19 protein-coding genes are annotated in these 21,366 nt (G+C 32.3%); 13 read left to right on the top strand and 6 right to left on the bottom strand.

Annotation, left to right across the window (positions count from 1 at the left end; translation table 11 throughout):
* Nucleotides 1–27: 27 nt before the first annotated feature.
* From DK441_RS26065 to DK441_RS26045, 5 genes are all read right to left on the bottom strand, one after another.
* A complete protein-coding gene (locus DK441_RS26065; protein WP_109853461.1) occupies nucleotides 28–870 on the bottom strand; it encodes a DUF4249 family protein in 843 nt (280 codons plus the stop codon).
* A gap of 14 nt (nucleotides 871–884) precedes the next feature.
* Nucleotides 885–3,299 carry a TonB-dependent receptor gene (locus DK441_RS26060; protein ID WP_109853460.1) on the bottom strand — a complete coding sequence of 805 codons (2,415 nt, stop codon included), beginning with the start codon at nucleotides 3,297–3,299 and terminating at the stop codon, nucleotides 885–887.
* Between the two features lie 238 nt (nucleotides 3,300–3,537).
* Nucleotides 3,538–5,076, bottom strand: coding sequence for a cadherin repeat domain-containing protein (locus tag DK441_RS26055; protein ID WP_109853459.1), 1,539 nt, complete (start codon nucleotides 5,074–5,076; stop codon nucleotides 3,538–3,540).
* Nucleotides 5,077–5,352: 276 nt separating this feature from the next.
* Nucleotides 5,353–8,190 carry an esterase-like activity of phytase family protein gene (locus DK441_RS26050; protein ID WP_160112293.1) on the bottom strand — a complete coding sequence of 946 codons (2,838 nt, stop codon included), beginning with the start codon at nucleotides 8,188–8,190 and terminating at the stop codon, nucleotides 5,353–5,355.
* A 266-nt stretch (nucleotides 8,191–8,456) separates the two neighbouring features.
* Nucleotides 8,457–9,065 carry a hypothetical protein gene (locus DK441_RS26045; RefSeq protein WP_109853457.1) on the bottom strand — a complete coding sequence of 203 codons (609 nt, stop codon included), beginning with the start codon at nucleotides 9,063–9,065 and terminating at the stop codon, nucleotides 8,457–8,459.
* Between the two features lie 315 nt (nucleotides 9,066–9,380).
* Here DK441_RS26045 and DK441_RS26040 point away from each other — a divergent pair, with 315 nt between their 5' ends.
* The 4 genes from DK441_RS26040 to DK441_RS26025 all read left to right on the top strand — a co-directional run bounded on the left by DK441_RS26040 (nucleotide 9,381) and on the right by DK441_RS26025 (nucleotide 13,743).
* A complete protein-coding gene (locus DK441_RS26040; protein ID WP_109853456.1) occupies nucleotides 9,381–11,780 on the top strand; it encodes a TIM-barrel domain-containing protein in 2,400 nt (799 codons plus the stop codon).
* Between the two features lie 152 nt (nucleotides 11,781–11,932).
* The gene (locus DK441_RS26035) at nucleotides 11,933–12,328 is read left to right on the top strand and encodes a hypothetical protein (protein ID WP_109853455.1); all 396 of its coding nucleotides are present in this window, start codon (nucleotides 11,933–11,935) and stop codon (nucleotides 12,326–12,328) included.
* Between the two features lie 24 nt (nucleotides 12,329–12,352).
* Nucleotides 12,353–12,898 (top strand): MOSC domain-containing protein, encoded by a 546-nt coding sequence (locus DK441_RS26030; protein WP_109853454.1) that lies wholly within the window; start codon nucleotides 12,353–12,355, stop codon nucleotides 12,896–12,898.
* A gap of 254 nt (nucleotides 12,899–13,152) precedes the next feature.
* Entirely contained in the window at nucleotides 13,153–13,743 is a 591-nt protein-coding gene (locus DK441_RS26025; protein ID WP_109853453.1) for a YdeI family protein, read from the top strand.
* Between the two features lie 296 nt (nucleotides 13,744–14,039).
* Here DK441_RS26025 and DK441_RS26020 read toward each other — a convergent pair whose 3' ends face one another.
* Nucleotides 14,040–14,408 carry a hypothetical protein gene (locus DK441_RS26020; RefSeq protein ID WP_109853452.1) on the bottom strand — a complete coding sequence of 123 codons (369 nt, stop codon included), beginning with the start codon at nucleotides 14,406–14,408 and terminating at the stop codon, nucleotides 14,040–14,042.
* Between the two features lie 147 nt (nucleotides 14,409–14,555).
* Between DK441_RS26020 and xerA the strand changes: the two genes are divergently transcribed.
* The 9 genes from xerA to DK441_RS25980 all read left to right on the top strand — a co-directional run bounded on the left by xerA (nucleotide 14,556) and on the right by DK441_RS25980 (nucleotide 21,160).
* On the top strand, nucleotides 14,556–15,629 hold the full coding sequence (xerA, locus tag DK441_RS26015) for a site-specific tyrosine recombinase/integron integrase (protein ID WP_109853634.1): 1,074 nt from the start codon (nucleotides 14,556–14,558) through the stop codon (nucleotides 15,627–15,629).
* Nucleotides 15,622–15,768: a hypothetical protein gene (locus tag DK441_RS26845; protein WP_160112292.1), complete on the top strand. Its 147-nt coding sequence runs from the start codon at nucleotides 15,622–15,624 to the stop codon at nucleotides 15,766–15,768. Before xerA ends, DK441_RS26845 begins: the two co-directional genes overlap by 8 nt.
* Before the next feature lie 58 nt (nucleotides 15,769–15,826).
* Entirely contained in the window at nucleotides 15,827–16,867 is a 1,041-nt protein-coding gene (locus DK441_RS26010; protein WP_109853451.1) for a leucine-rich repeat domain-containing protein, read from the top strand.
* A gap of 84 nt (nucleotides 16,868–16,951) precedes the next feature.
* Nucleotides 16,952–17,305 carry a hypothetical protein gene (locus DK441_RS26005; protein ID WP_109853450.1) on the top strand — a complete coding sequence of 118 codons (354 nt, stop codon included), beginning with the start codon at nucleotides 16,952–16,954 and terminating at the stop codon, nucleotides 17,303–17,305.
* Between the two features lie 9 nt (nucleotides 17,306–17,314).
* On the top strand, nucleotides 17,315–17,878 hold the full coding sequence (locus tag DK441_RS26000; protein ID WP_025665511.1) for a hypothetical protein: 564 nt from the start codon (nucleotides 17,315–17,317) through the stop codon (nucleotides 17,876–17,878).
* Between the two features lie 251 nt (nucleotides 17,879–18,129).
* Nucleotides 18,130–18,990, top strand: coding sequence for a tetratricopeptide repeat protein (locus tag DK441_RS25995; protein ID WP_160112291.1), 861 nt, complete (start codon nucleotides 18,130–18,132; stop codon nucleotides 18,988–18,990).
* An 85-nt stretch (nucleotides 18,991–19,075) separates the two neighbouring features.
* Entirely contained in the window at nucleotides 19,076–19,720 is a 645-nt protein-coding gene (locus DK441_RS25990; protein ID WP_109853448.1) for a hypothetical protein, read from the top strand.
* Between the two features lie 74 nt (nucleotides 19,721–19,794).
* The gene (locus DK441_RS25985; protein ID WP_109853447.1) at nucleotides 19,795–20,265 is read left to right on the top strand and encodes a hypothetical protein; all 471 of its coding nucleotides are present in this window, start codon (nucleotides 19,795–19,797) and stop codon (nucleotides 20,263–20,265) included.
* A gap of 211 nt (nucleotides 20,266–20,476) precedes the next feature.
* Complete coding sequence (locus DK441_RS25980) at nucleotides 20,477–21,160, top strand: hypothetical protein (protein WP_109853446.1); 684 nt, start codon at nucleotides 20,477–20,479, stop codon at nucleotides 21,158–21,160.
* Nucleotides 21,161–21,366: the final 206 nt, after the last annotated feature.

Raw genomic sequence — 21,366 nt, 5'->3', positions numbered from 1 at the left:
ATCATCTGGCCTTTATTAAATTTACTATTAATTAAAAGTATACGTTCTTCGTGATACTTGTGTTAATCTAAAATAGCCGTGAGCATAATTATCGGCATTATCCAGATTAATACAATTTCCTTTTAAAGCTACCGGAGTTGCGCTAAAAAGACCGACACCTTCAGATTGCTCGATAAGTATCCTTATGTAGTTATAATACCCTTCAGAAATACCATATAAGTCAATATTTACAACATCTCCAGAAGTAAATTCCTGAGTATTGGTATTGGTATCTTCTTCTTTTTCATAATACCAGTTAATTTCATTTCCGTTTACAAATTCATCATCAAGATCTTCAAATTCTGATAAAAGATCTCCTTCTTCTTTAAATCTGAAAAGATAATAGTTGTCTTCATCTACGGGATCATCGAATATAAGGTTAACTTCTAAAACTTCATCATCAAAACCATTTTCGGTAGATTGGTTAACTTCTTTAATATCAACAACAGGCATTAGGGTTTCTGTAGCTGAATAATTTTCACCATTATAAATAACCTCTAGCGTATAGGATTGATTAAGTACTGGTACAAATTCTGTAGTTATATATTCTCCATTATTTTGATCTGTAAAAATAAACTCGACTCCGTTAGAATTATTAGTAACTTTAACTGAAGCACCAGTAACACTCGTATTAGAAGTTGTATCAAAGTATGCAGTAGAGGTACTTAATTTTATAGTTTGATTATTTCCGGTTGTACCTTTTTCCCAATCTAATGAGGCTTCAATAGTTAGTCGGGCAGGAGCGGTTTGCACATCCACGTCTATTACATCTTCACAAGAAGTAAAGATTATAGTAAAAAGGAATATTATTATTTTAAAATAAGTTTTCATCTGTTTATATTTTTTTAAAATTTGAAGTTATAGATTACCGATGGTACTATACCAAAAATTGCTGTTCTTGTAGCTTCGTTTGCTCCTGTCTCTACATTTTGACCAAAAGATATTGAAGCTGCGTTTTTCTGATTATATACATTGTATATTCCGAAAATCCATTCTCCTTTCCATCTCCTGTTTGGTTTTCTATTAGGTCTGTATGTTGCAGAGATATCAAGCCTGTGATACGATGGTAGTCTATCAGAATTTCTAGCGGCATAACTAGCTACAGACAATCCTTCATATTCATATTGACCATTAGGATACGTTACAGGTCTTCCGGTCTGAAAAACCAGATTTGCTCCAAAACTCCACTTATCATTTAGTTTATAGGCTCCCGTTACCGAAAAATCATGCGTTCTGTCATATGCAGTGTTATACCAATCTCCATTATTGATACCTGGCCCTCCTGCATTACCACCAAGACTTCTTTGTTCTGCTTTTGATAACGTATAAGAAATCCATCCTGTTAATTTCCCTTCATTTTTACGTGCCAAAAACTCTAATCCGTATGCTCTGGATTCTCCATTTAATATTTCGGTTTCAATAGTATTGTTTCCTATTAAATCAGATCCATCGATATAATCTATTCGATTATCAGTGGTTTTATAGTAGGCTTCTACTTCTAAGGAGTACATTTTATCTTTAAAGTTTCTAAAATACCCTAGTGCATATTGATCTGATAATTGTGGTTTTATATATTTTCCACTTGGTGTCCATACATCTAATGGTGTTACAGAGGTAGTATTGGACAATAAATGAATATATTGCGCAGCTCTTGAATATCCCATTTTAATAGAGGAAACATCATTTAGCTGATATGCCAGGGATGCTCTGGGTTCGAAATTACCATAGCTCTTAATCGTTTCACTTTTTTTATAATCGGTTTCACCAATTTCTATACCTCTTTCATAAAAACCTAATGTACTATTATATACTACCGGTTGATCATTAGCATAATTTTTCAATGCCTGTCCGCCTAATCGACTAAAAGCACTATATCTAACACCATATTGTACAGTTAGTTTATCAGTAAGTTTATGTTCTGCATTTACATATATACCACTTTCAAAAGCTTTTTTTCGATCCAGAGATAAAGGATTTACTGCAGAACTTGCTGATGTGGGCTGTACTTGTCCAGGATCAAAATCATAGTAGATACCGCTAACTCCAAAATCTAATTTAAACTTATTGCTGGCATAATATTTAAGATCATATTTTAGATTATAGTTATTAATAGACGAAATCCACTCGAATTCTTCCATAGTAATATCTATGTCGTAATCATATTTACTATATATGAAGGATGCGTTGGAGAATAATTTATCGTTAAAAATATGATTCCATCTTAAATTCCCTGATAAGTTTCCATAACCTACGCCAAAATTCTCACCAAATTTGAACGTGTCTCTACCAAAATACCCAGAGAGATAGAGTTTATTCTTTTTGCTAAGCGTATAATTAGTTTTAAGATTTAGATCATAAAAACCTGCTGTGTTTTTTTCACCAGCCGCTTTTAATATAAGATTTACATAAGAGCCTCTACCTGCAACCAAAAAAGAACCTTTATCGCTAAATAGAGGACCCTCGGCGGCTAGTCGGCTAGAAATTACACCAATACCTCCGGTAAGGCTAAACTTCTTATTATTTCCATCCTTTTGACGAACATCTAGTACAGAAGAAGTTCTACCACCAAAACGAGCAGGAATCCCACCTTTGTATAGCTTAATATCTTTAATAGCATCTGCATTGAAAACAGAAAAGAAGCCTAATAAATGAGAAGTATTGTATATTATTGCTTCATCAAGTAAGACCAAATTTTGATCTGCTGCACCACCTCTTACATGAAACCCACTAGAGCCTTCACCATTTTTAGTCACTCCTGGTAGCATTTGAATAGATTTTATGATATCTACTTCTCCTAATACTACCGGCATTTGTTTTACAGTTTTGATGTTTAGCTTAGAGACACTCATTTCTGGCTTTCTAAGACTTACACGTTCTGTTTCCTCACTTTTAATAATTACCTCATCTAATTCTGTAGAAGATTCTATAATATCAAAATCTATTTTTTGATTTTTGTCGAGGATTACTTCTTTATTAATATCTGCATATCCTACATAGGAGGCAACAAGAGTATAGTTTCCTTTTGGGGCGGTAATAGAATAAAAACCATACTCATTGGTGATTACACCAATAGAAGTGCCTTTCAAAAAAACAGAAGCACCAAAAAGTGTTTCCCCATTATTGTTATCTTTAATCGTACCACTTATTGTGTAGTTGTCTTGGGCTACTGCGCTGGTACTTATAAAAAATATAGTTAAGCAGCATAGTATTAATTGCTGCGTCCTTTTCTTTAGATTTCTAAATTTAAAATGTCGATGCATATTGAACTTGTTTATAACTTTTGATTTGACTGATTTTTTTAAAAATAATTGTAGTTCTAATGATTTTGTATTTCATAGACAATTGAGAAAACAAAGGGTTGCATGGATAACCAAATATTTAATTTTCACTTTACATATAAACCGTTAAAGCTTTGTTTTTACCGAAATTATTGAGCAGAAAAAACCCTCATTACGGTAATGTAAGAGGGTGTTGTATTCAATTATTTGATTATCATTTTTATGGGGTACAATCACTAGAATAACTGGCAGTTGCATCTTTTTGCCAATTCGTTAGGTATGAAGCACTGGGATCATCTACTTCAATACAGGTGAGAGAAGGATTGTTTTGTAAAAATACTTGCCCTAAAGCATTATTGTTTCCATTCTTTAAGTTTATTGAAGTAAATTTATTGACATGACCTTGTAGTGTAGTTAAGTTGGTGTTTTTACTTATATCCAATGTTGTTAGGGAATTACTACTACACATTAAAGTAGTCAAGGCAGTGTTTTTACTTAAATCTAGGGAGGTTAGTACATTACCACTACAGTTTAGATATTCTAGAGCAGTATTTTTACTTACATTAAGGTGTCTAAATCTATCATTACTAAGATTTAGAAGTGAGCATTCTAAACGAGTTAGAGAGGTAAAGTGTTTTATTTCAGAAAGATCTGAAATGTTTTTCTGATTTACATTTATTTTTTTAACTACTTGAGCTTCTTCTATAGAGATTTCTCCATTACCATTAGTATCTATTACAGGGTCAGTATGTTCTAGTAATGCTTGTTTAAAGTTAGGATCTGTAAATGTAATAATTTCATTTTCTATAACGTTGTTTAACGTTACTGTTATCACAGCTTCTTTATTATTTACTACTGCAATTGCAGTGAGTGTCTTTCTAGTTTCATAATTAAATAAAGTTGCATCTTTTACAGTAAGTTTTCCTGTTTTTGAATCTATGGTAAAGGCACCTTCAGGAGATTCATTTTTTAAACTATAGGTTAATTCTCCTTGATCTGTTGTAGCTTCGATTGTACCAAGTTCTTGTCCAGCAGTTGGATTTTCGTCTATAGTAGTTTGAAAATCTTTTACGATAATAGTAGCATCTTCTATATCATTTAGGTTTATGATAACCTTAGCTTCTTTACCAATTTCTTTGTTATTTACCACTACTGTTGTAGTGAGCGTTGTTCTGGTTTCATAATCAAACAGGGTAGCATCTTTTACAGTAAATTTTCCTGTTTTGGTATCTATCTCAAAAGCACCTTCAGGAGTTTCGTTTTTTAAACTATAGGTTAATTCTCCCTGATCTGTTGTGGCTTCAATAGTTCCTAGTTCTTGTCCTGCGGTTGGGTTTTCGTCTATAGTAGTTTCAAAATCTTTTATAGTAATGTTCGAATCCTCTATATCGTTTAGATGTATGGTTACCTTCGCTTCTTTAGTTAGATCTCCATTTTTTATAAGCACTATTGCTGTAAGTATTACTCTGGTTTCATAATCAAACAGAAAGTTCTCTTTTACAGTGAGTTTTCCAGTTTTTGAATCTATTGCAAAAGCACTGGCAGGCTCTTCACTTTTAAAAGAATAGATTAACGTACCCTGGTTGGTAGTTACATCAATAGTTCCTAATTCTTGTCCGATGGTTGGATTTTCGTCTATGGTAGTTTCAAAATCTTTTACAGTAATAGTAGTTTCTATGACAGGAGTGTCGTCATCACTAGTACATGCAATACTAATAACAGCTAAGATTATGGTAGCAAATACCTTTACATTTTTCATGAGCTTACTTTTTTAATAGGGGTATGGTTTGAATTCCAAATAGTATTCCAATTAGAATGCAAATATTTATAATTGTTTTCACATATACTACCCGGTTTTCAGTGATAATAGAGAGTACTCTAGCTACTATGTTTTGCGAATATTTGGATATCTAAAGGTGTTCATTATGTAGATAAGAGAATGCACTACGGCTATTATGCTATAAAAAAACCACCTGTACAGGTGGTTTTTCTGTTTAGTTGATTTATTGAGTGAAATGAAGTTAGTTATGTTATATTATTTTTTTAAGAGTTTCTTTTTGATAAACTCGCCATTAACCTCGATTACAGCAATATAGATTCCTTTAGAAACCTCATACCCATTTTTTGATGTACCATTCCAGATATATGTAAAGCCTTCTTCATTTTGTTGTTGATCGACTAGTTTTCTAACAAGGTTACCATGTACATCATAAATATCAATAGATACGGTATTTTCTTTTTTTAGCGTATTAAAAAAAGTAACCTCGTTTCTAAATGTATTTGGATATACTTTTATGGTATTGGCAGCTATATTTTTTTTGTCGGGTTTTATCTCATCCCATTGTTTTCCTAATGGTTGATCTAACCATAAAAGGATAAACTCGTTATCATCGGGGAGTCCCATGCCTATATGGCGACCTACACTAAAAGGGTAGTTGTTATCATTGAGGACCCCGATTAAAAAAGGATTAAATACAACTACACTTTCTATGGTTACAAATGGAAATGCAAAATCTTTTCCTATTCCTATATCGCCTTCTAATCCCGGCTCAGATATTCTACGAATATCATTGATTTTAAGAAGATCAACATTTAGTCGTTTTTCTATCAAGGTTTCGTTTTTATCTAATTCAACCTCATAAATTGCCTTATAACCATGTATATCTCCCTGAGAATTATCTCGTTCTATGATTAATCCTCTTTTTGAGCTAAACATAATAAAATCACCTATGGCACGGGCTTTTTTATCAAGAGGATATTCGAATTTCTTACCTGTATATGATTTACTTTCTAAATCAAATTCGTGAATCAACAAATTATTGTTTTCAGAGCCTTCAAGGGGTTTTTCTAATAAAGGTAATAGCGTCTTTTTATTAGTACTTAGTGCCATCCCTTCAAAACCTCCACTACTTTTTACTCGAAAAGGAGTGTCTAATTTTGTATTTCTATAGGGCCAATATAGCCCTGCTAACCATGGTGTATTTTGACCATTTTGATCTTGTAAATTAGTTCCGTCTCCCACATTACCAACTTTGGGAAAATCACCAAATAAACATACCGTTCTTATCTCTGGATATTGTTTATGAGCAATAAGAAGTGTTCTGAAATCAAAACTTTGAATATCTGCCCGATCTGTAAGATTATTTGCAACAATTACATTGGCTATTGCTGTTGTAAAAGTTTTTGGATCTACTGTTCTGTTAGCAAAGATATCTCCACGATCATCGACATCTGTCCTTGGATTAATTTTGGTTTCAATATTAAAACGAACCTTGGATGCATTCTTCCAACGTTTCACTGCCTCGGGATCTGAAGCCCCAGGTCCGTTTTGGTAATATGAAACATAAAATTTTACAAAATCGAATGCCTGCTGTAAAGAAGGCATAATATAGGGATCGATAAACTTGTTCTGGTTTGCAAAAGCTATAGCAACAGGTGATAAAGACAAATCATTGGTTTGAAAAGGCCTTCCTTCTAAGATTTTATCGGCAATAAACGTATTTTGAATTTGATCTAAAGAAAGGTCTTTAACAAGAACTTCATCTTTATAATCATAAGGAGTACCATCTGCTTTACGTGTTTTTGCAGCTTCGATATGAGGATCATGATCTAACACAGGAATACCATCGAGAGTAATACCGCAATCAGTTTCTATGGTTGGCATCAGGAAATCTAATGCAGCTTCTATAGCAGGTAATGTATTCTCTGGACGTAAGTTTCGTGCACCTCTATGACCTTGCGCATCGAATAAATTGATATCAATCAATCCTTCAGAAGTCATAAAATCGGGTTGACCATCTTTATTGTTATCAAAGTTTTGAAGAGCTTCTAATAATACATCAGGGCGATCAGAAATGATTCCCTGTACACCAAGATCCAAAAGTTGGTTGATGTTCTCTAGATCATTTACTGTATATACAACGACTTGATGACCTGCACGATTTAAAGAAGAGACATTAAATAATTCGCTCGATGCACTGGAAAGAGTAGAAGGAGGGCTTTTTCTGCTTCCTACCACTGTATTGGTGTTTTGATCATCAAGCATTACATACCATGGAGACATTACAGGAGGTTTGCTTCCATACGCCTTTGCATGTGATCGCATAGCGTTCATTATCCGCAGGGCACTATATTCTTCACTATATGGATTTTGCGGTGCACGAAGTTCTTTTCCTGGAGTATCAAAATCTGGTAATGAGATTGGAGGGTCTAATAAAACACCATTTTTATCAAAATGTAATAGAAAAGGTCCAAATTCATCACCAATCCAATACTCCCCATTAGAAGTTCTTTGTATGGATTCTATATCAAAATCTGCTCCGGTAAGAACTCTCGAATCACTAAAATGATTTGTAATGGCAAAAGGAATCAAACCATTAGGATCTCGCAATTCGATATAACTTAGTATATCGATAAATCCATTCCCCCAACCAATAATACTCTTAAAATTTGGTCTAATCCTATAAAGGCGAAGGTTATAATCTGATGAGTTTTCGATACTTCCAAAACCATTATCAGATAATACGGTGAACGTTCTATCGTAATTATTTAAAATTGCAGAAAACCCTTGTATAGGCTGTTTATTATAAAAAGGAACTGGCTGTTGATTGATTAATCCCTGGTTGATGTACTGTCCTGAGGTGGGCCCATTGGAGAAACTAGCAGCTGGTAAAACTGCTCTGGATACTAAAATATCTCCAAAGTTAATGAAGGACTTACCAGTTCCTTTTAGGTATGTTTTTCTATTAAAATGGTTATCGATAGGAAGATCGAATTTAGATGTCTCTAAAGATTCATCTTTTGAAGTCAATTTTTGGGCTTGTAATGTAAATAGTCCCATACATAATATACCTAAAAGTATATTATGTTTCATTTTAGAAATGATTTGGTAATGACGTTTCATAGTGTATTGTACATTTAAGATTAGCTTGGTTAATGACACCCTAAAATTACACCATGTATATTACCTGATTGTTTATGATTCTTAAATAAATGATTATATCTATTGTTAATTTTATGTACCCTTTATCTATAAAATTTACTGTATTAAACACGTTAGTTCTATTAATAAGTTAAGAGCTTTATAGAAGTAAACAAGGCCACCTATGCTAGTAAATGGCCTGTTCTATATATTGATACTTATTGTCTAATACCATCTGGTAGCCCAGTCAAACTACATATTTTCTTACGATATGTAACTCTAATTCTAATTTCGTACGGACCAAAAGGTGAATTATGCATAATCCCACCGGGTAATCGCTCATAATTAGTGACCAGATATGAAGAATTTGGTTTGTTGGCAATAGCCAAATCCATCCAACCGTCTAATCTGCTATTAAAAACATCTGCAGAATAACAACAATTGTTTAAATACAATTTTATGATACGGGTTTGTGTTATATTTCCTCTCCACCAGGTACAATTAGATGGAAGTTCTTCGGTACGACAATTATTTAATAGATCATCAATGATATATTGATGGGGCATATCTCTTCCGGATCCCGAAATAAAATTACATTCGTCTACATCCAAAACCAGGTCATCACTACAAGATGATCTGTCATAAGATTCACAGGTAGAAACTCCGATAGTTTCTCGCTTCAGATTTTTGCTATCTGAATTTTTAAGGATTGTATTTTCTTTTTCTGAAGATACAACTTCTTCTTTCTCACAGGATGAGAAAAGGAACGCTCCAATAAACAAGATTAGAATTGAGTAATTTACATTTTTACAGGTTTTAATTTTCATAATAATGAGTATTTGATTTTCCTACTCTTTTTTTAGGATTTTCGGTTCCTCCTTTTTGCATTTCTACTTCTATATCAGCTTCAACAAAGTTTTGTTACCCCATATGAAGCACTTTATGATGAACTCATTTAGACGTCTGGTTTGCACCAGAAACTTTTACGAAAACGTTGTAGTGATTTTTTGTGATTCTTATTGCGTAAATCGAGTTTTACTAAAAAATCAATAATTCTTCTGATGTAGGTGCTGTTATACCTTTATTCTATGGGGATTCCGTTATATTTGAGTACTATCTATTGATGAAAATACATATTGAATATGAATTCTAAGTTTACCTTTTTTCTAGTATTTGTTACCCTTATACTCACGACAATTTCTTGTAAAAAGAAATATGAAGGACCATATCAAGGCTTCAAAAATAAAGATACCCATATCGAGGTTTTTAAGGATAACGGAAAATATATAATTAAACCCTATTCTGATAAAATTATAGAAACCTCATTTATACCAACAGGAGAGACATTTAATTCTCAGTCTCATGCCGTAATCTTAGACCCTATTACTACAAAAGTACAGATACAGGACGATTATAATGTGTTGATTATCAATACAAGTGGTATTGATGTACATATTACCAAAGAGCCTTTTCATATTTCATATACTTATAAAGGAAAAAAGTTGATTTCTGAAAAGAAGGGATATATAAAGACAGACTCTACAGAAATTTTAGATTTTAATCTGGATAAAAATGAAGTGATTTACGGGGCTGGTTCCCGGGTAGTTGGGATGAATCGCAGAGGTAAAAAGCTTCAACTATACAACAGAGCGCATTATGGATATGAAAATTATTCTGAATTAATGAATTTTACAATGCCCTTGGTGCTTTCTTCCAAGCTATATGCCATTCATTTTGATAATGCTCCGATTGGATTTTTGGATATTGATAGTAAAAAAGATAATACATTGCAATATGAAACGATTAGTGGAAGAAAAACATATCAGGTGGTTGCGGGAGATGATTGGAAAGACCTGGTAGATCAATATACCAACCTCACAGGAAAACAACCATTACCTCCGCGTTGGGCGTTTGGAAATTTTGCCAGCCGTTTCGGGTATCATTCTGAAAAAGAAACCAAAGAAACTATAGCCCGGTTTAAAGCAGATAGTATCCCATTAGATGCAGTAATTCTGGATATTTATTGGTTTGGAAAAGAGATCAAAGGACATATGGGAAACTTTGAGTTTTTGAAAGACTCATTTCCAAATCCAAAACAGATGATCAATGATTTTAAAGATCAGGGAATCAAAACAGTATTGATTACAGAACCTTTTGTACTAACGACTTCAAAAAAGTGGGAAGAAGCTGTGAAGAGAGAAGTCCTGGGAAAAGATACGCAAGGAAATCCATTTAAGTACGATTTTTATTTTGGAAATACCGGAATTATCGATATTTATAACCCAAAAGGAAAAGAATGGTTTTGGGATATTTATGCCAAATATACCCGGGAGTATGGAGTAGCAGGTTGGTGGGGTGATTTGGGCGAACCCGAAGTACACCCGTCTGATTTGCAACATACTACAGGAAGTGCAGATGAGGTTCATAATATTTATGGTCATGATTGGGCACGATTGGTACAGGAAGGGTATCAAAAAGACTTCCCAGAGCAACGTCCATTTATATTGATGCGAGCAGGATATTCTGGGTCGCAACGATTTGGAATGATCCCATGGTCTGGTGATGTAAGCAGAAGTTGGGGAGGATTGCAGTCCCAAACCGAAATAGCATTGCAAATGGGAATGCAGGGATTGGGATATATGCATTCTGATTTGGGAGGATTTGCTGGTGGAGAGACATTTGATCCCGAGTTATATACCCGTTGGTTACAATATGGAGTGTTTCAACCCATATTTAGGCCGCATGCCCAGGAGCATATTGCTCCAGAACCCGTTTTTCACGATACAAAAACAAAAACCTTAGCTAAGAAAAGTATCGAACTTAGATATAGTCTATTACCTTATAATTATACCATTGCTTTTGATAATAATCAAACTGGTATACCCTTAATGCGACCTCTGTTTTTTGAAAATACAGATAATACAGAATTATCCGAAATAAGTTTTACCTACATGTGGGGTGATGATTTTCTCGTATCTCCCGTAATACAACCCGGTATTGCATCTATGGATATTCCGTTTCCAAAAGGAACGAATTGGTATGATTTCTTTACGGGACAGAAATTTGAAGGAGGAACATTTAAAATGGTTGAAATAGTAGAAGATCACATTCCTGTATTTGTAAAAGCAGGAGCATTTATTCCTATGGTACAGCCAGTACAAACAACCAAAATGTATTCGACCAAAGATATAATGTTACATTACTATCATGATAATACTATAAAAAATAGTTCTGGTAAGGTATATGATGATGATGGTAAAACACCAAATGCTTTTGAAAAAGGAAAATACGAAATATTAAAATTTAATAGTGCACTAAGCGATAAAGAACTATCAATAGCACTAACAGTAGAAAAAGGAACTAAATATGCGTTTAACGATAGAAAAATTACGTTGATAATTCATAATATTAAGGCTTCTCCAAAATCTGTAACAATAAGTGGTGTCTCTCCTTCGTTTGATTGGGATGAAGAAGGTAAAAAGCTGAAAATAAGCTTTGAATGGGATTCTAAAGAAGCCAAAAACATAAATATTTCTTTGTAAAATGCTCTAAAATATAGAACTTATAGCCCTTAAAATCTATAAGGTTTATATAATCAAAAAAGAGGTATAGATACAAAGATGTTTGGTGTGGCAATCATGATTAAAATTTCTTTAGATTTGATAAAATATTTAGAATTTTAATATGAAATAGAATGAAATCAAAGAGTGTACTGTTCTTTTTTATTGCCTTAATTTTAGCAGGATGTAAAACTGATGATATCATATGGCTCAATGGCCAATGGGAAGGAGTGGGGTGTCAGTTGGATTTAGAGGACAATAATACCTGGTCTATTAATTTAGAGATTGATATCTACCAACAATCATTCGATATACGATACCCGAGTTTAGAGTGTTCTGGCCGATGGGAATTGGTCGAATATTCTGATGATCGCGCTATTTTTAATGAATTAATTTTAGAGAACACCAATAACTGTATAAAAGAAGGAACGGTAATTATAACCAAAGTGGATGAAAATCATATTAGTTTTAGCTATTATATTATAGATGGAGAAGATGTTTTAGCTTTTTCTACGTTGAAAAGAAAATAAGAATATTGGTGTATTATATACTAAATGAAGAAGCCAAAAATAATAAGTGTAAGCAAGAGCCAATCTCACACTTTTACTAAATTTAGTTGCGAGTATATAACGCTTATCAAGGGATTGGGCGTTAAAGGAGATGCCCATATGGGAAAAACAGTAAAACATAGATCCAGAGTAGTAAAAGACCCAACTCAACCCAATTTAAGGCAAGTGCATTTAATTCATTCAGAATTGTTTGAAGAATTAAAGGAGAAAGGATTTTATATTAAGAATGGAGAAATGGGAGAGAATATTACTACTGTTGGGATAGATTTGTTAAGTCTTCCAAGGAATACTATTTTGAAACTTGGTCAAAAAGTAAAAATTAAAATAACGGGGTTAAGAAATCCCTGTAATCAATTAAATTCGATAAAAGAGGGATTAATGAAAGCTGTTTTAGACTATGATGAAAACGGAAATTTGATAAGAAAAGCAGGTGTTATGGGAGTAGTGGTAGAGGGCGGAGAACTATCTGTTGGTGAGGAAATCGAAATTGTATTACCAGAGAAACCATATCTTACACTGGAAAGAGTATAAGAAAAAGGATACTATATCTACTTGTTGTGCATTTAGATATTTTTTTAACTATAATCTGTCAATTCGAATGATTCGATACTTCGACATAGCTCAGTACAGGCTGGAGAAGGAGCCCTTCGATACATTTTGTCTCCATTTCATTACGACAAAACACTAGGATTGACGCTTTTTTGTAATAATCTTCCTAAATGCACAACGGGTTATATCTATGATTTGGTAGTGTTCTGAAACGTATAAATTTAATATCTCGAGCTATGCAAAAAAATACATCAGTCGAAGAATTTATTTCAAAGAATAAGGAGTGGAAAGAAGCTCTGGAAATCTTAAGGTCAATACTACTCACTACCGAAATGAAAGAAACTATAAAATGGGGAGTACCGGTTTATACAGTTAATGATAAAAATGTGATAGGAATAGGAGCATTTAAATCCTATGTAGGAATTTGGTTTTATCAAGGTGTATTTTTAGAAGATAAGGCAAAGAAGTTGTTAAATGCTCAAGAAGGAAAAACCAAAGGCTTACGACAATGGAGATTTAATGCCGTAGAAGATATTGATAAAGATTTGGTGCTTCACTATGTAAAGGAAGCTATCCAAAACCAAAAAGAAGGCAAAGAAATCAAACCAGAAAGATCAAAAACAATTGAAATTCCTTCTGAATTATTAATGGCACTCGACGCTAATGATAATTTAAAAAGATCTTTTGAGCAACTCACTCCTTTTAAACAAAGAGAATATTCAGAATATATAGCTACAGCAAAACGAGAAGCTACCCGTATAACAAGATTAGAAAAAATAAGCCCAATGATACTCGATGGTATAGGGTTACATGATAAATACAGGTAAAATAATTATCTGAACATAGGTAGTATCAATATGGGGTAGTATGTAAAACCTCTTTTCACATCAAGTGAAATTCTGTAAGAATTTAGTATCGAGAAGTACTTTTTGCCTATAAATTTTCTTGTTTTCGATACACCAAATAAGAGATTAGAAACTCAAACTGATGAAAAATTCTTATCTATCTATTCACATTAATATTTTAAAATTAAACAGGTATTAAAGAATATATAGGAGTATAAAGCAAATCGATAATATGAGTTGTTGCCAAATCATTGGGAGGTATTTTAAAATCAAAGAGTCTAACTGTTCATATAATCCTGCCAGATCACCAAAAGGTACTTTTCTTTTTGGTTTTCTTTTAAATCCAGAAATCCATACTCATAACAAAACAAATAGACCTGTCCTTTTTTGTTTTTCCAGTAATGCGTAAAATAATTAGGATCAAACCCTTCAGAAATCAGTTTTTCTTTGCGTATAGTAGACATACCAGATTTGTTATAGGCTTTTAAAAGTTTTCGATTGGTCTTCAATTTTTTATCAATAGCATAATATAATGCTTCTTCTGATTTGCGCTTTTGATATTGATGAGCAGATTTACAATGGATAGAGCAGTATTTCTTATCGGATCTTCCAGTAATTTTTGCTTTGCAATACAGACAAGTGTTCATTATTTTTTGTTTAACTGAATGTTAATCGAACTCTATTCGAATAGTATTCGACTAAAATACTACTATAGTTTATAAATACCACATCTTTGTATGATGAAACTCAATAAACATATCACCCTCAAACATTTGTTGATTGATAAACAAAAAATGATCGGGTTACAATTTCATCCAGATAAGGTGATACAAGCATTAATAAAAGAACTTCCAAACCCTAAGTGGAGCGCAGCGTTTTCAATGGTGTATATTATAAATACTAAAGAAAATCTCGATATTGTTTTCAATAAGTTTAGAGGGATAGCCTGGGTAAATGGAAATTCTTTTTTTAAAGAAAAGGTAATACGTGATAATGAACCTGTAGATATTAACTGGTACCGTAACCGTAGCAAAACAACTTCTTACAGGTATGTTCCTGAAACATATCTAGTGAAATTAGAACTAAAGCGATATGCTTTAAATACCTGTAAAACCTATATTTCACAATTCGAAAAGTTTATTAACCATTATCCCGATAAAGATATTATCACACTATCTGAACAAGAAATAAGAGGGTATTTGCAACACCTTATCAGGCAAAACAAATCTAATAGTTATATCAACCAGGCCATTAATAGTATTAAGTTCTATTATGAGGTGGTCATGGGAATGCCGAATCGGTTTTATAGTATCGAAAGGCCCAGAAAAGAGCAGAAACTCCCACAAGTGTTATCAAAAGAAGAAATACGTTCTATAATTGCCAATACCAATAACATAAAACATCGTTGCATAGTAAGTCTATTATATTCTTCTGGATTACGCAGAAGCGAATTATTAGATCTAAAACTAACTGATATAGATAGCAAACGAATGCTGGTTCACATTAGGAATGCAAAAAACAATAAAGATCGATATTCCTTACTATCAGAAAAGGTAGTAAAAGATTTAAGAATCTATTATAGACAATGGAAACCCAAAGCCTACTTATTTGAATCCCCAAATGGGATGAAATATTCAGGAAAAAGTGTAGGGGCCATTGTAGTCAGAGCAGCAACAAAAGCATCTATCAAAAGAAAGGTCACCCCACATATCCTCAGACATTCGTTTGCCACCCATCTATTAGAAAGTGGAACCGATCTAAGATATATCCAAACTTTATTAGGACATAGTAGCACAAGAACTACAGAAATTTATACTCAAGTAGCTATAAACAAATTTAAAGCCATCAAAAATCCATTAGATGAGTAAAAATATATCCTACAAAACCGTCACAAAAACAATTGATTTCATCACATTTTATAGCGATAGTACCAAAACAGGGAATAAAGGCTTTATTTTTGTAGATTATAAATCAAAAAACATAAATATCCCCAAAGTGGGGATATAATATATAGAATATATAGGACATATGTCCTATATTCTGTTGTTATATGCAATAAGAGCAAATGAACCAGATAATTTCTAAAATAGAACGGGCGAATTCTGAAAAATCGGCTTTACTAAGTCTAACAAAGGAAGATTTAACCAATATACCGAGTGAAGTTTTTGAGTTGGAACATTTGACAAATCTCAATTTGAGAGATAATAACATACAGAGTATTCCAAGTGAAATTTCAAGACTTAAAAAACTCAAAGTTCTTTATTTGGACGGGAACAATATCAAAGAGCTGCCAACCGAGATTTTTGAACTTGAAAATCTTGAAATACTAAACATTGACAAGAACAATTTGAAATTCCTACCAAATAATATTGGTAGTTGCAGAAACTTAAAACGTTTACACATTTCTAAGAATGACTTGACCGAATTACCTGAATCAATAGGTGATTTGTTAAATCTTGAACACTTATTTGGTCATGGTAACAGCATTGTAAATTTACCTAAAGAGGTAGGGGATTTGGAAAAACTAACACATTTAAACTTTTTCAACAACCAAATACAAAACCTTGATTTCGATTTAAGTCGATTAACTAAACTTGAATATTTAGAGCTTGGATTTAATGAAATTAAGAAGGTTTCTAAAACCATTGGCAAGTTGACAAAATTGAAAATACTTTCCCTGTTCGATAACGCATTGAAAATTCTACCAGCGGAATTGAATTCTCTTGTGGAGTTAACGAAGCTAAATTTGTCATATAACAATCTGAAAGAAATTGATTTTGACTTAAACCTAATGAAAAACCTTGCCGAACTCCACGTTTTTGCAAATGAAGAATTGAAATTTAAGCAACTAGACATCTTAGAACTTTGTAATAGAACTCCTAATTATTCAACACACAGCAGACTAATAATAGACCAAACTCAGGAAAGTTTAATTGAAAAGTATCGAAGGAGAATTGAGTCTTCAAAAATTGGAATTGTTGACTTAGATAAAAGAAGAATGCCAGAAGACCATTACAAACAAATCCCAATCGAACTCTCGGAAAAATATAAACTTACCGACCCAAGACTTGAAAAATTCAGAATGTTAAGAGAAAAAAGAAAATAAAGCATATAACAACATGTATATTGCATATGCACCCTACGGGATGCAAACGCACCATACATAAAACGTTGTGTACAATTTAAGAAAATGAAATTTTGGATTTATATAAAAAAAGAGTTAACTGATTTGCAATCTGACTTTGAAAAGATTTTTGAAGTTGACAATTTATACAGAGATTATGAAAATGTTTGGGAATGGATTGAATCAAGTGACCGAAAATCAAATCTCTACCTAAATATTAGTCGACCTCACGATTGGAAAAAAGGAGAATATGACAAACCTATTATGATAGAAGTTGAATCGAATAATGGGACGGAATTAGACGAGTCAGAAATAGCTTATAAAATTAAAGAACAATTAAACTGTGGAGAAGTTTATGCAGGAGAAATACACGCTGACAAAAACGACAACCCTGTTATAACAGAGGAAAGAAGATACTAAAATCAGAAAATGGAATTATACGATCGAATCATAAAAATAGTAGATGTAAATCTGATTCAATGCCTTATTCCAATAATTCTGACTTTGTTTCTAGTCAAAGTTTTCTTTAAAAACCGATTTGAAATCAAAAAAGCACTGAATTTAGTACGTTGGGTAATTATTGTCTATTCATTTATTACTTGGATAATAACTTTAATTGGAATTATACTTAATCCTGAGGAATCCGCATTTGTCAATCGTGCAGTTGGACCTTACGCAATTACATATTGGATTATGTTTTTATCAGCTTTGATTTTACCATTTACGCTGATTAATAAAAAATTAGCTGCAAAATTTTGGTACGTTCTGTTAGTCGCATTTTGCATGAAAATTGGAGTTTATTTTGAGCGTTTTGTAATAATCGTAACCAGTTATCATCGAGATTATTTAACAACCGATAACGGAAATACGGAATTTATAAATCCCTTTGCATTCGGAATTGGAATGTTGCTTCTACAAGGAGTAATAATTGCAATTTTGATGTTGGGAATATTCGAAATAATAAAAAGAAAAACTGTACACAACACGATATAACAAAACATAGCTGCCCTTTAGGTCAGCAACGTTTGTTATATTTAACGTTGTAGGTAATTAAAAAAATGATAAAAAAAACACTATTAATATTTCTACTCTTTTCAATCAAATCATATTGTCAAGAAAATTATATTTCCAAATTAAATGGTGATTGGATTAAATTTAAAATTGAAATGAAAGATGGAAGTAAATTAATTGATCGTTTTTTGACCGACTCTTCATATGTTAACTATCGATTTACAAATTATCGAATGTGTACTAACGGAAATCCAACACATCGAGTGAATGAATCTTGCTTTCCATTTTCAATAAAAAAAGATTTCATTAAAACATCTTCAACCTCAGGATACACAATAGATAGAATAAAAAACGATACCCTAATCCTCAGTGAAAGGATAAACGGAATGGAAGATGATAAGTTGAAGAGGTTATACTTCATTAGAGAGCAAAAGATATTTAATGAAATTAAAAAGCAAAAAGGAGGCATTAAAAAACAAATTGCTAATGAATTTTATACCCCAGTTTTAAAGTCAAGTTTGATGCTTGAACTGAACAAAGCGTTTAAGAAAAAACACAGTAATTTTAAACTAAAAGGTAAAGTTATAATAGACTTAGTTAATAAAAAGGTGCAAACAAAAATTACATATTCTAACACAATTGATTCTTCAAAAATAAAAAGAGTTAGAAAGATAATAGGAAAGTCTTATAAATTGTGGAATTTGGAAAGGTTCGATGGAATTGAAACCATAACATTACCTTTTGTTTTAAAGGATAAAAAGACTAAAACTGTATGGGGGATATCAATGAAATTTTTTACAACATCCTTTTATTATCTCGACACTGTCCACGGAGGTGATTTAAAAACAAATCAAAAAGCAGGTGAATACTTTGCGAAAGCTATTAAAGCATTCCAAAACAAAGAATACGAAAATTCAATATTTTGTTTTTCAAAAAGTTATGAATTAGATTCGAAAAACATAGATGCATTATACAATAGAGCTGCAGTTTATTATGAAATGGGAAAAACTGAATTGGCATGTAAAGATTGGATTTCATTATCTCAACTAGGGCAAAAAAGAGGAATGGAATTATTAAATAATCATTGTAAATAAACTACCTACAACAATTTGCATATTGCATATGCACCCTGCGGGATGCAAACGCAACATACAAGAAACGTTACCAAACATTTGAGAAATGCCAACACCAATTCACAGTAAAATAATAAATAAGGTTGCTCGGAAAGTTTTAAAAGAACACGGAATTGTGCGAAAAGGACAGTCTCGAACTTGGCTTGACGACCAATATTGGTTTACAACAATAATCGAATTTCAGCCTTTTAAAGATAGACAAGGAACTTGCTTAAATGTTGGTGTGAATTTCCATTGGTATGAAAAAGAATATTTCTCATTTGATATTGGTAATAGGGAATCTGAATTCGTTGACTTTGCGAATGAGGAACAATTTGAATCTGAAATGAACTCTCTTGTGGAATTAGCTTTGAAAAGAACATTAGAACTGCGAGAAAAATTATCGGATTTAATAACATCTGAAAAAACAATTATAAATCACGATTTCTCAAGCGATAGTCTTTGGGGAAATTATCATCGAGCAATTATCTGCGGACTGAACAACGAACCGAAAAAATCAGACGAGTATTTTAATGAGATATTAAAAAACGATTTTGAATACAATTGGCAGAAAGAACTTAAAGAAAAAGTAGAACAACTTAAATTTGATTTAAATAATCTTGACGGCTTTAAAGCAAAAGTCAATGAAACAATTGGAATTACTCGAACGAAAAAGAAATTAAAAGAAACTGAAATAAAAAACATGTGGTAACAATGTATATAGCGCATTAAAACGCGCCATATATTTAACGTTGTGTGTAATTTGCTTAAATGACGAATATTTGAATGAAAAAACTATTTATAATATTATTTATATGTTCAATATTTGGATGTCCCAAACAAGAAAAATTAGCATTAAATCAAAGAATTGAGAAATTCCAAGTTTCTGAATGCAAAACAGACTGTGGAATTGACTTAATTGGTGTTCGGACAAGTAAAAATAAAAATGACGGTTTAAATATTACGCTAGGTTATATAGTAAACTGTTCTTGGAAAAATGGTTACTTAAAAAACATTACTGAACAAAATGACACTCTGATTGTTGAGCTGGACAGGCCTCATTCTGATAGTGGAGATTACCCAATGACTTCTTGTCATTGTTTTTTCTATTTTGATTTTGTTATTAGAGATTATAGTAAAACACCAAAAGTAATTCGCGTTGCTGAATTGTTTGAAAAAAATAAGTATTGGGACGAAAGAGATTTTGATCGATACGAAATTGAAGAAGTTGAAGAAATTATTATTGATAAAAAATAAACTACACACAACACCATATATGTGATCATAGCAGCCAAGTGATGAATCGAAAGGTTCTTGTATATTTGGTAAGGCGCAATGCTTGCAAAAAGTGAAAATTAGCAACCAATGCGCAAGAAAAGTCGAAAATAGGGTAACATTTTGCTCTGCTACGACACATATATTAAACGTTAGGTGCAATATCACGGAACCGATAAACTGCTAATAAAATATGACTCAAGAAATCAAAGACGAAGCAATTGAACAACTCGAAAAAGATATTCTTTTTGGATTTGAGAATGGAGACGATTTACTTGAAAGTATAAGTGAAATGTTTTATGATGAAGATGACTTCGATGAAAATTGGCTGAAAAACGAAATTGAAATAAGGTTAAAAAAACACCAAGCTGAAAGTCTTAATTGGGAAAAACCAACTGATTTCGAGAAGTTAGTAAAATCATTTGACGAATTGAATAAAGAAAAAATTGTATCACTTCACAGAGCTGGATATACAAGGCAAGATGGCGAAAGTGATTGTTCTGAAATTATAGACGAATTAAAGACAATCGGAATAACGGCAAAAGGATATTGTTTCTATCATACTCAAGATTTAGAAAGAGCTATTGGAGATGAAAAAATGCTATATATCGGATTTGACAGTTATAATCGTGAAGATGAACTCGCAAAAGAAGTCGCTGAAAAAATAGTCGAAATTCTAAAAAAGAACGGATTTAATGTCAATTGGAATGGTTCATTGGAAACTAGAATTAAGATTTTAAATATTAACTGGAAAAAAGCAGTTGACAATGTTGATTACAACTATAATCGAGTTTTTGAGATAATGGAAAAGTATAATACGATTGAAAAACCTGAAGTGAAAAAAGGGAATAAAAAACCGTTTTGGAAATTTTGGTAGAATAAAATACTGCACCTAACACGGTGTATAAAACATAGCTAATAAGTACTAAACCGAAAGGTTGGTGTATATTTAGAAAGTCCGCCAAATTTTTAATTTGGCTTTTAAATAGAGAAAAAGTTAAAAACAAAATATAAAAATTCGGCTCTGTGTTAATCCGAAAAGTTAGTGTCTTTTTACACGCTACGTTTCATACACAAGTCCGT

Origin of the sequence: Aquimarina sp. AU58 (assembly GCF_900312745.1) — a bacterium.
In the GTDB taxonomy this organism is placed as follows: domain Bacteria; phylum Bacteroidota; class Bacteroidia; order Flavobacteriales; family Flavobacteriaceae; genus Aquimarina; species Aquimarina spinulae.
Note: the sequence above shows the minus strand (reverse complement) of the source record. Positions and strands in the feature narration are given on the sequence as shown.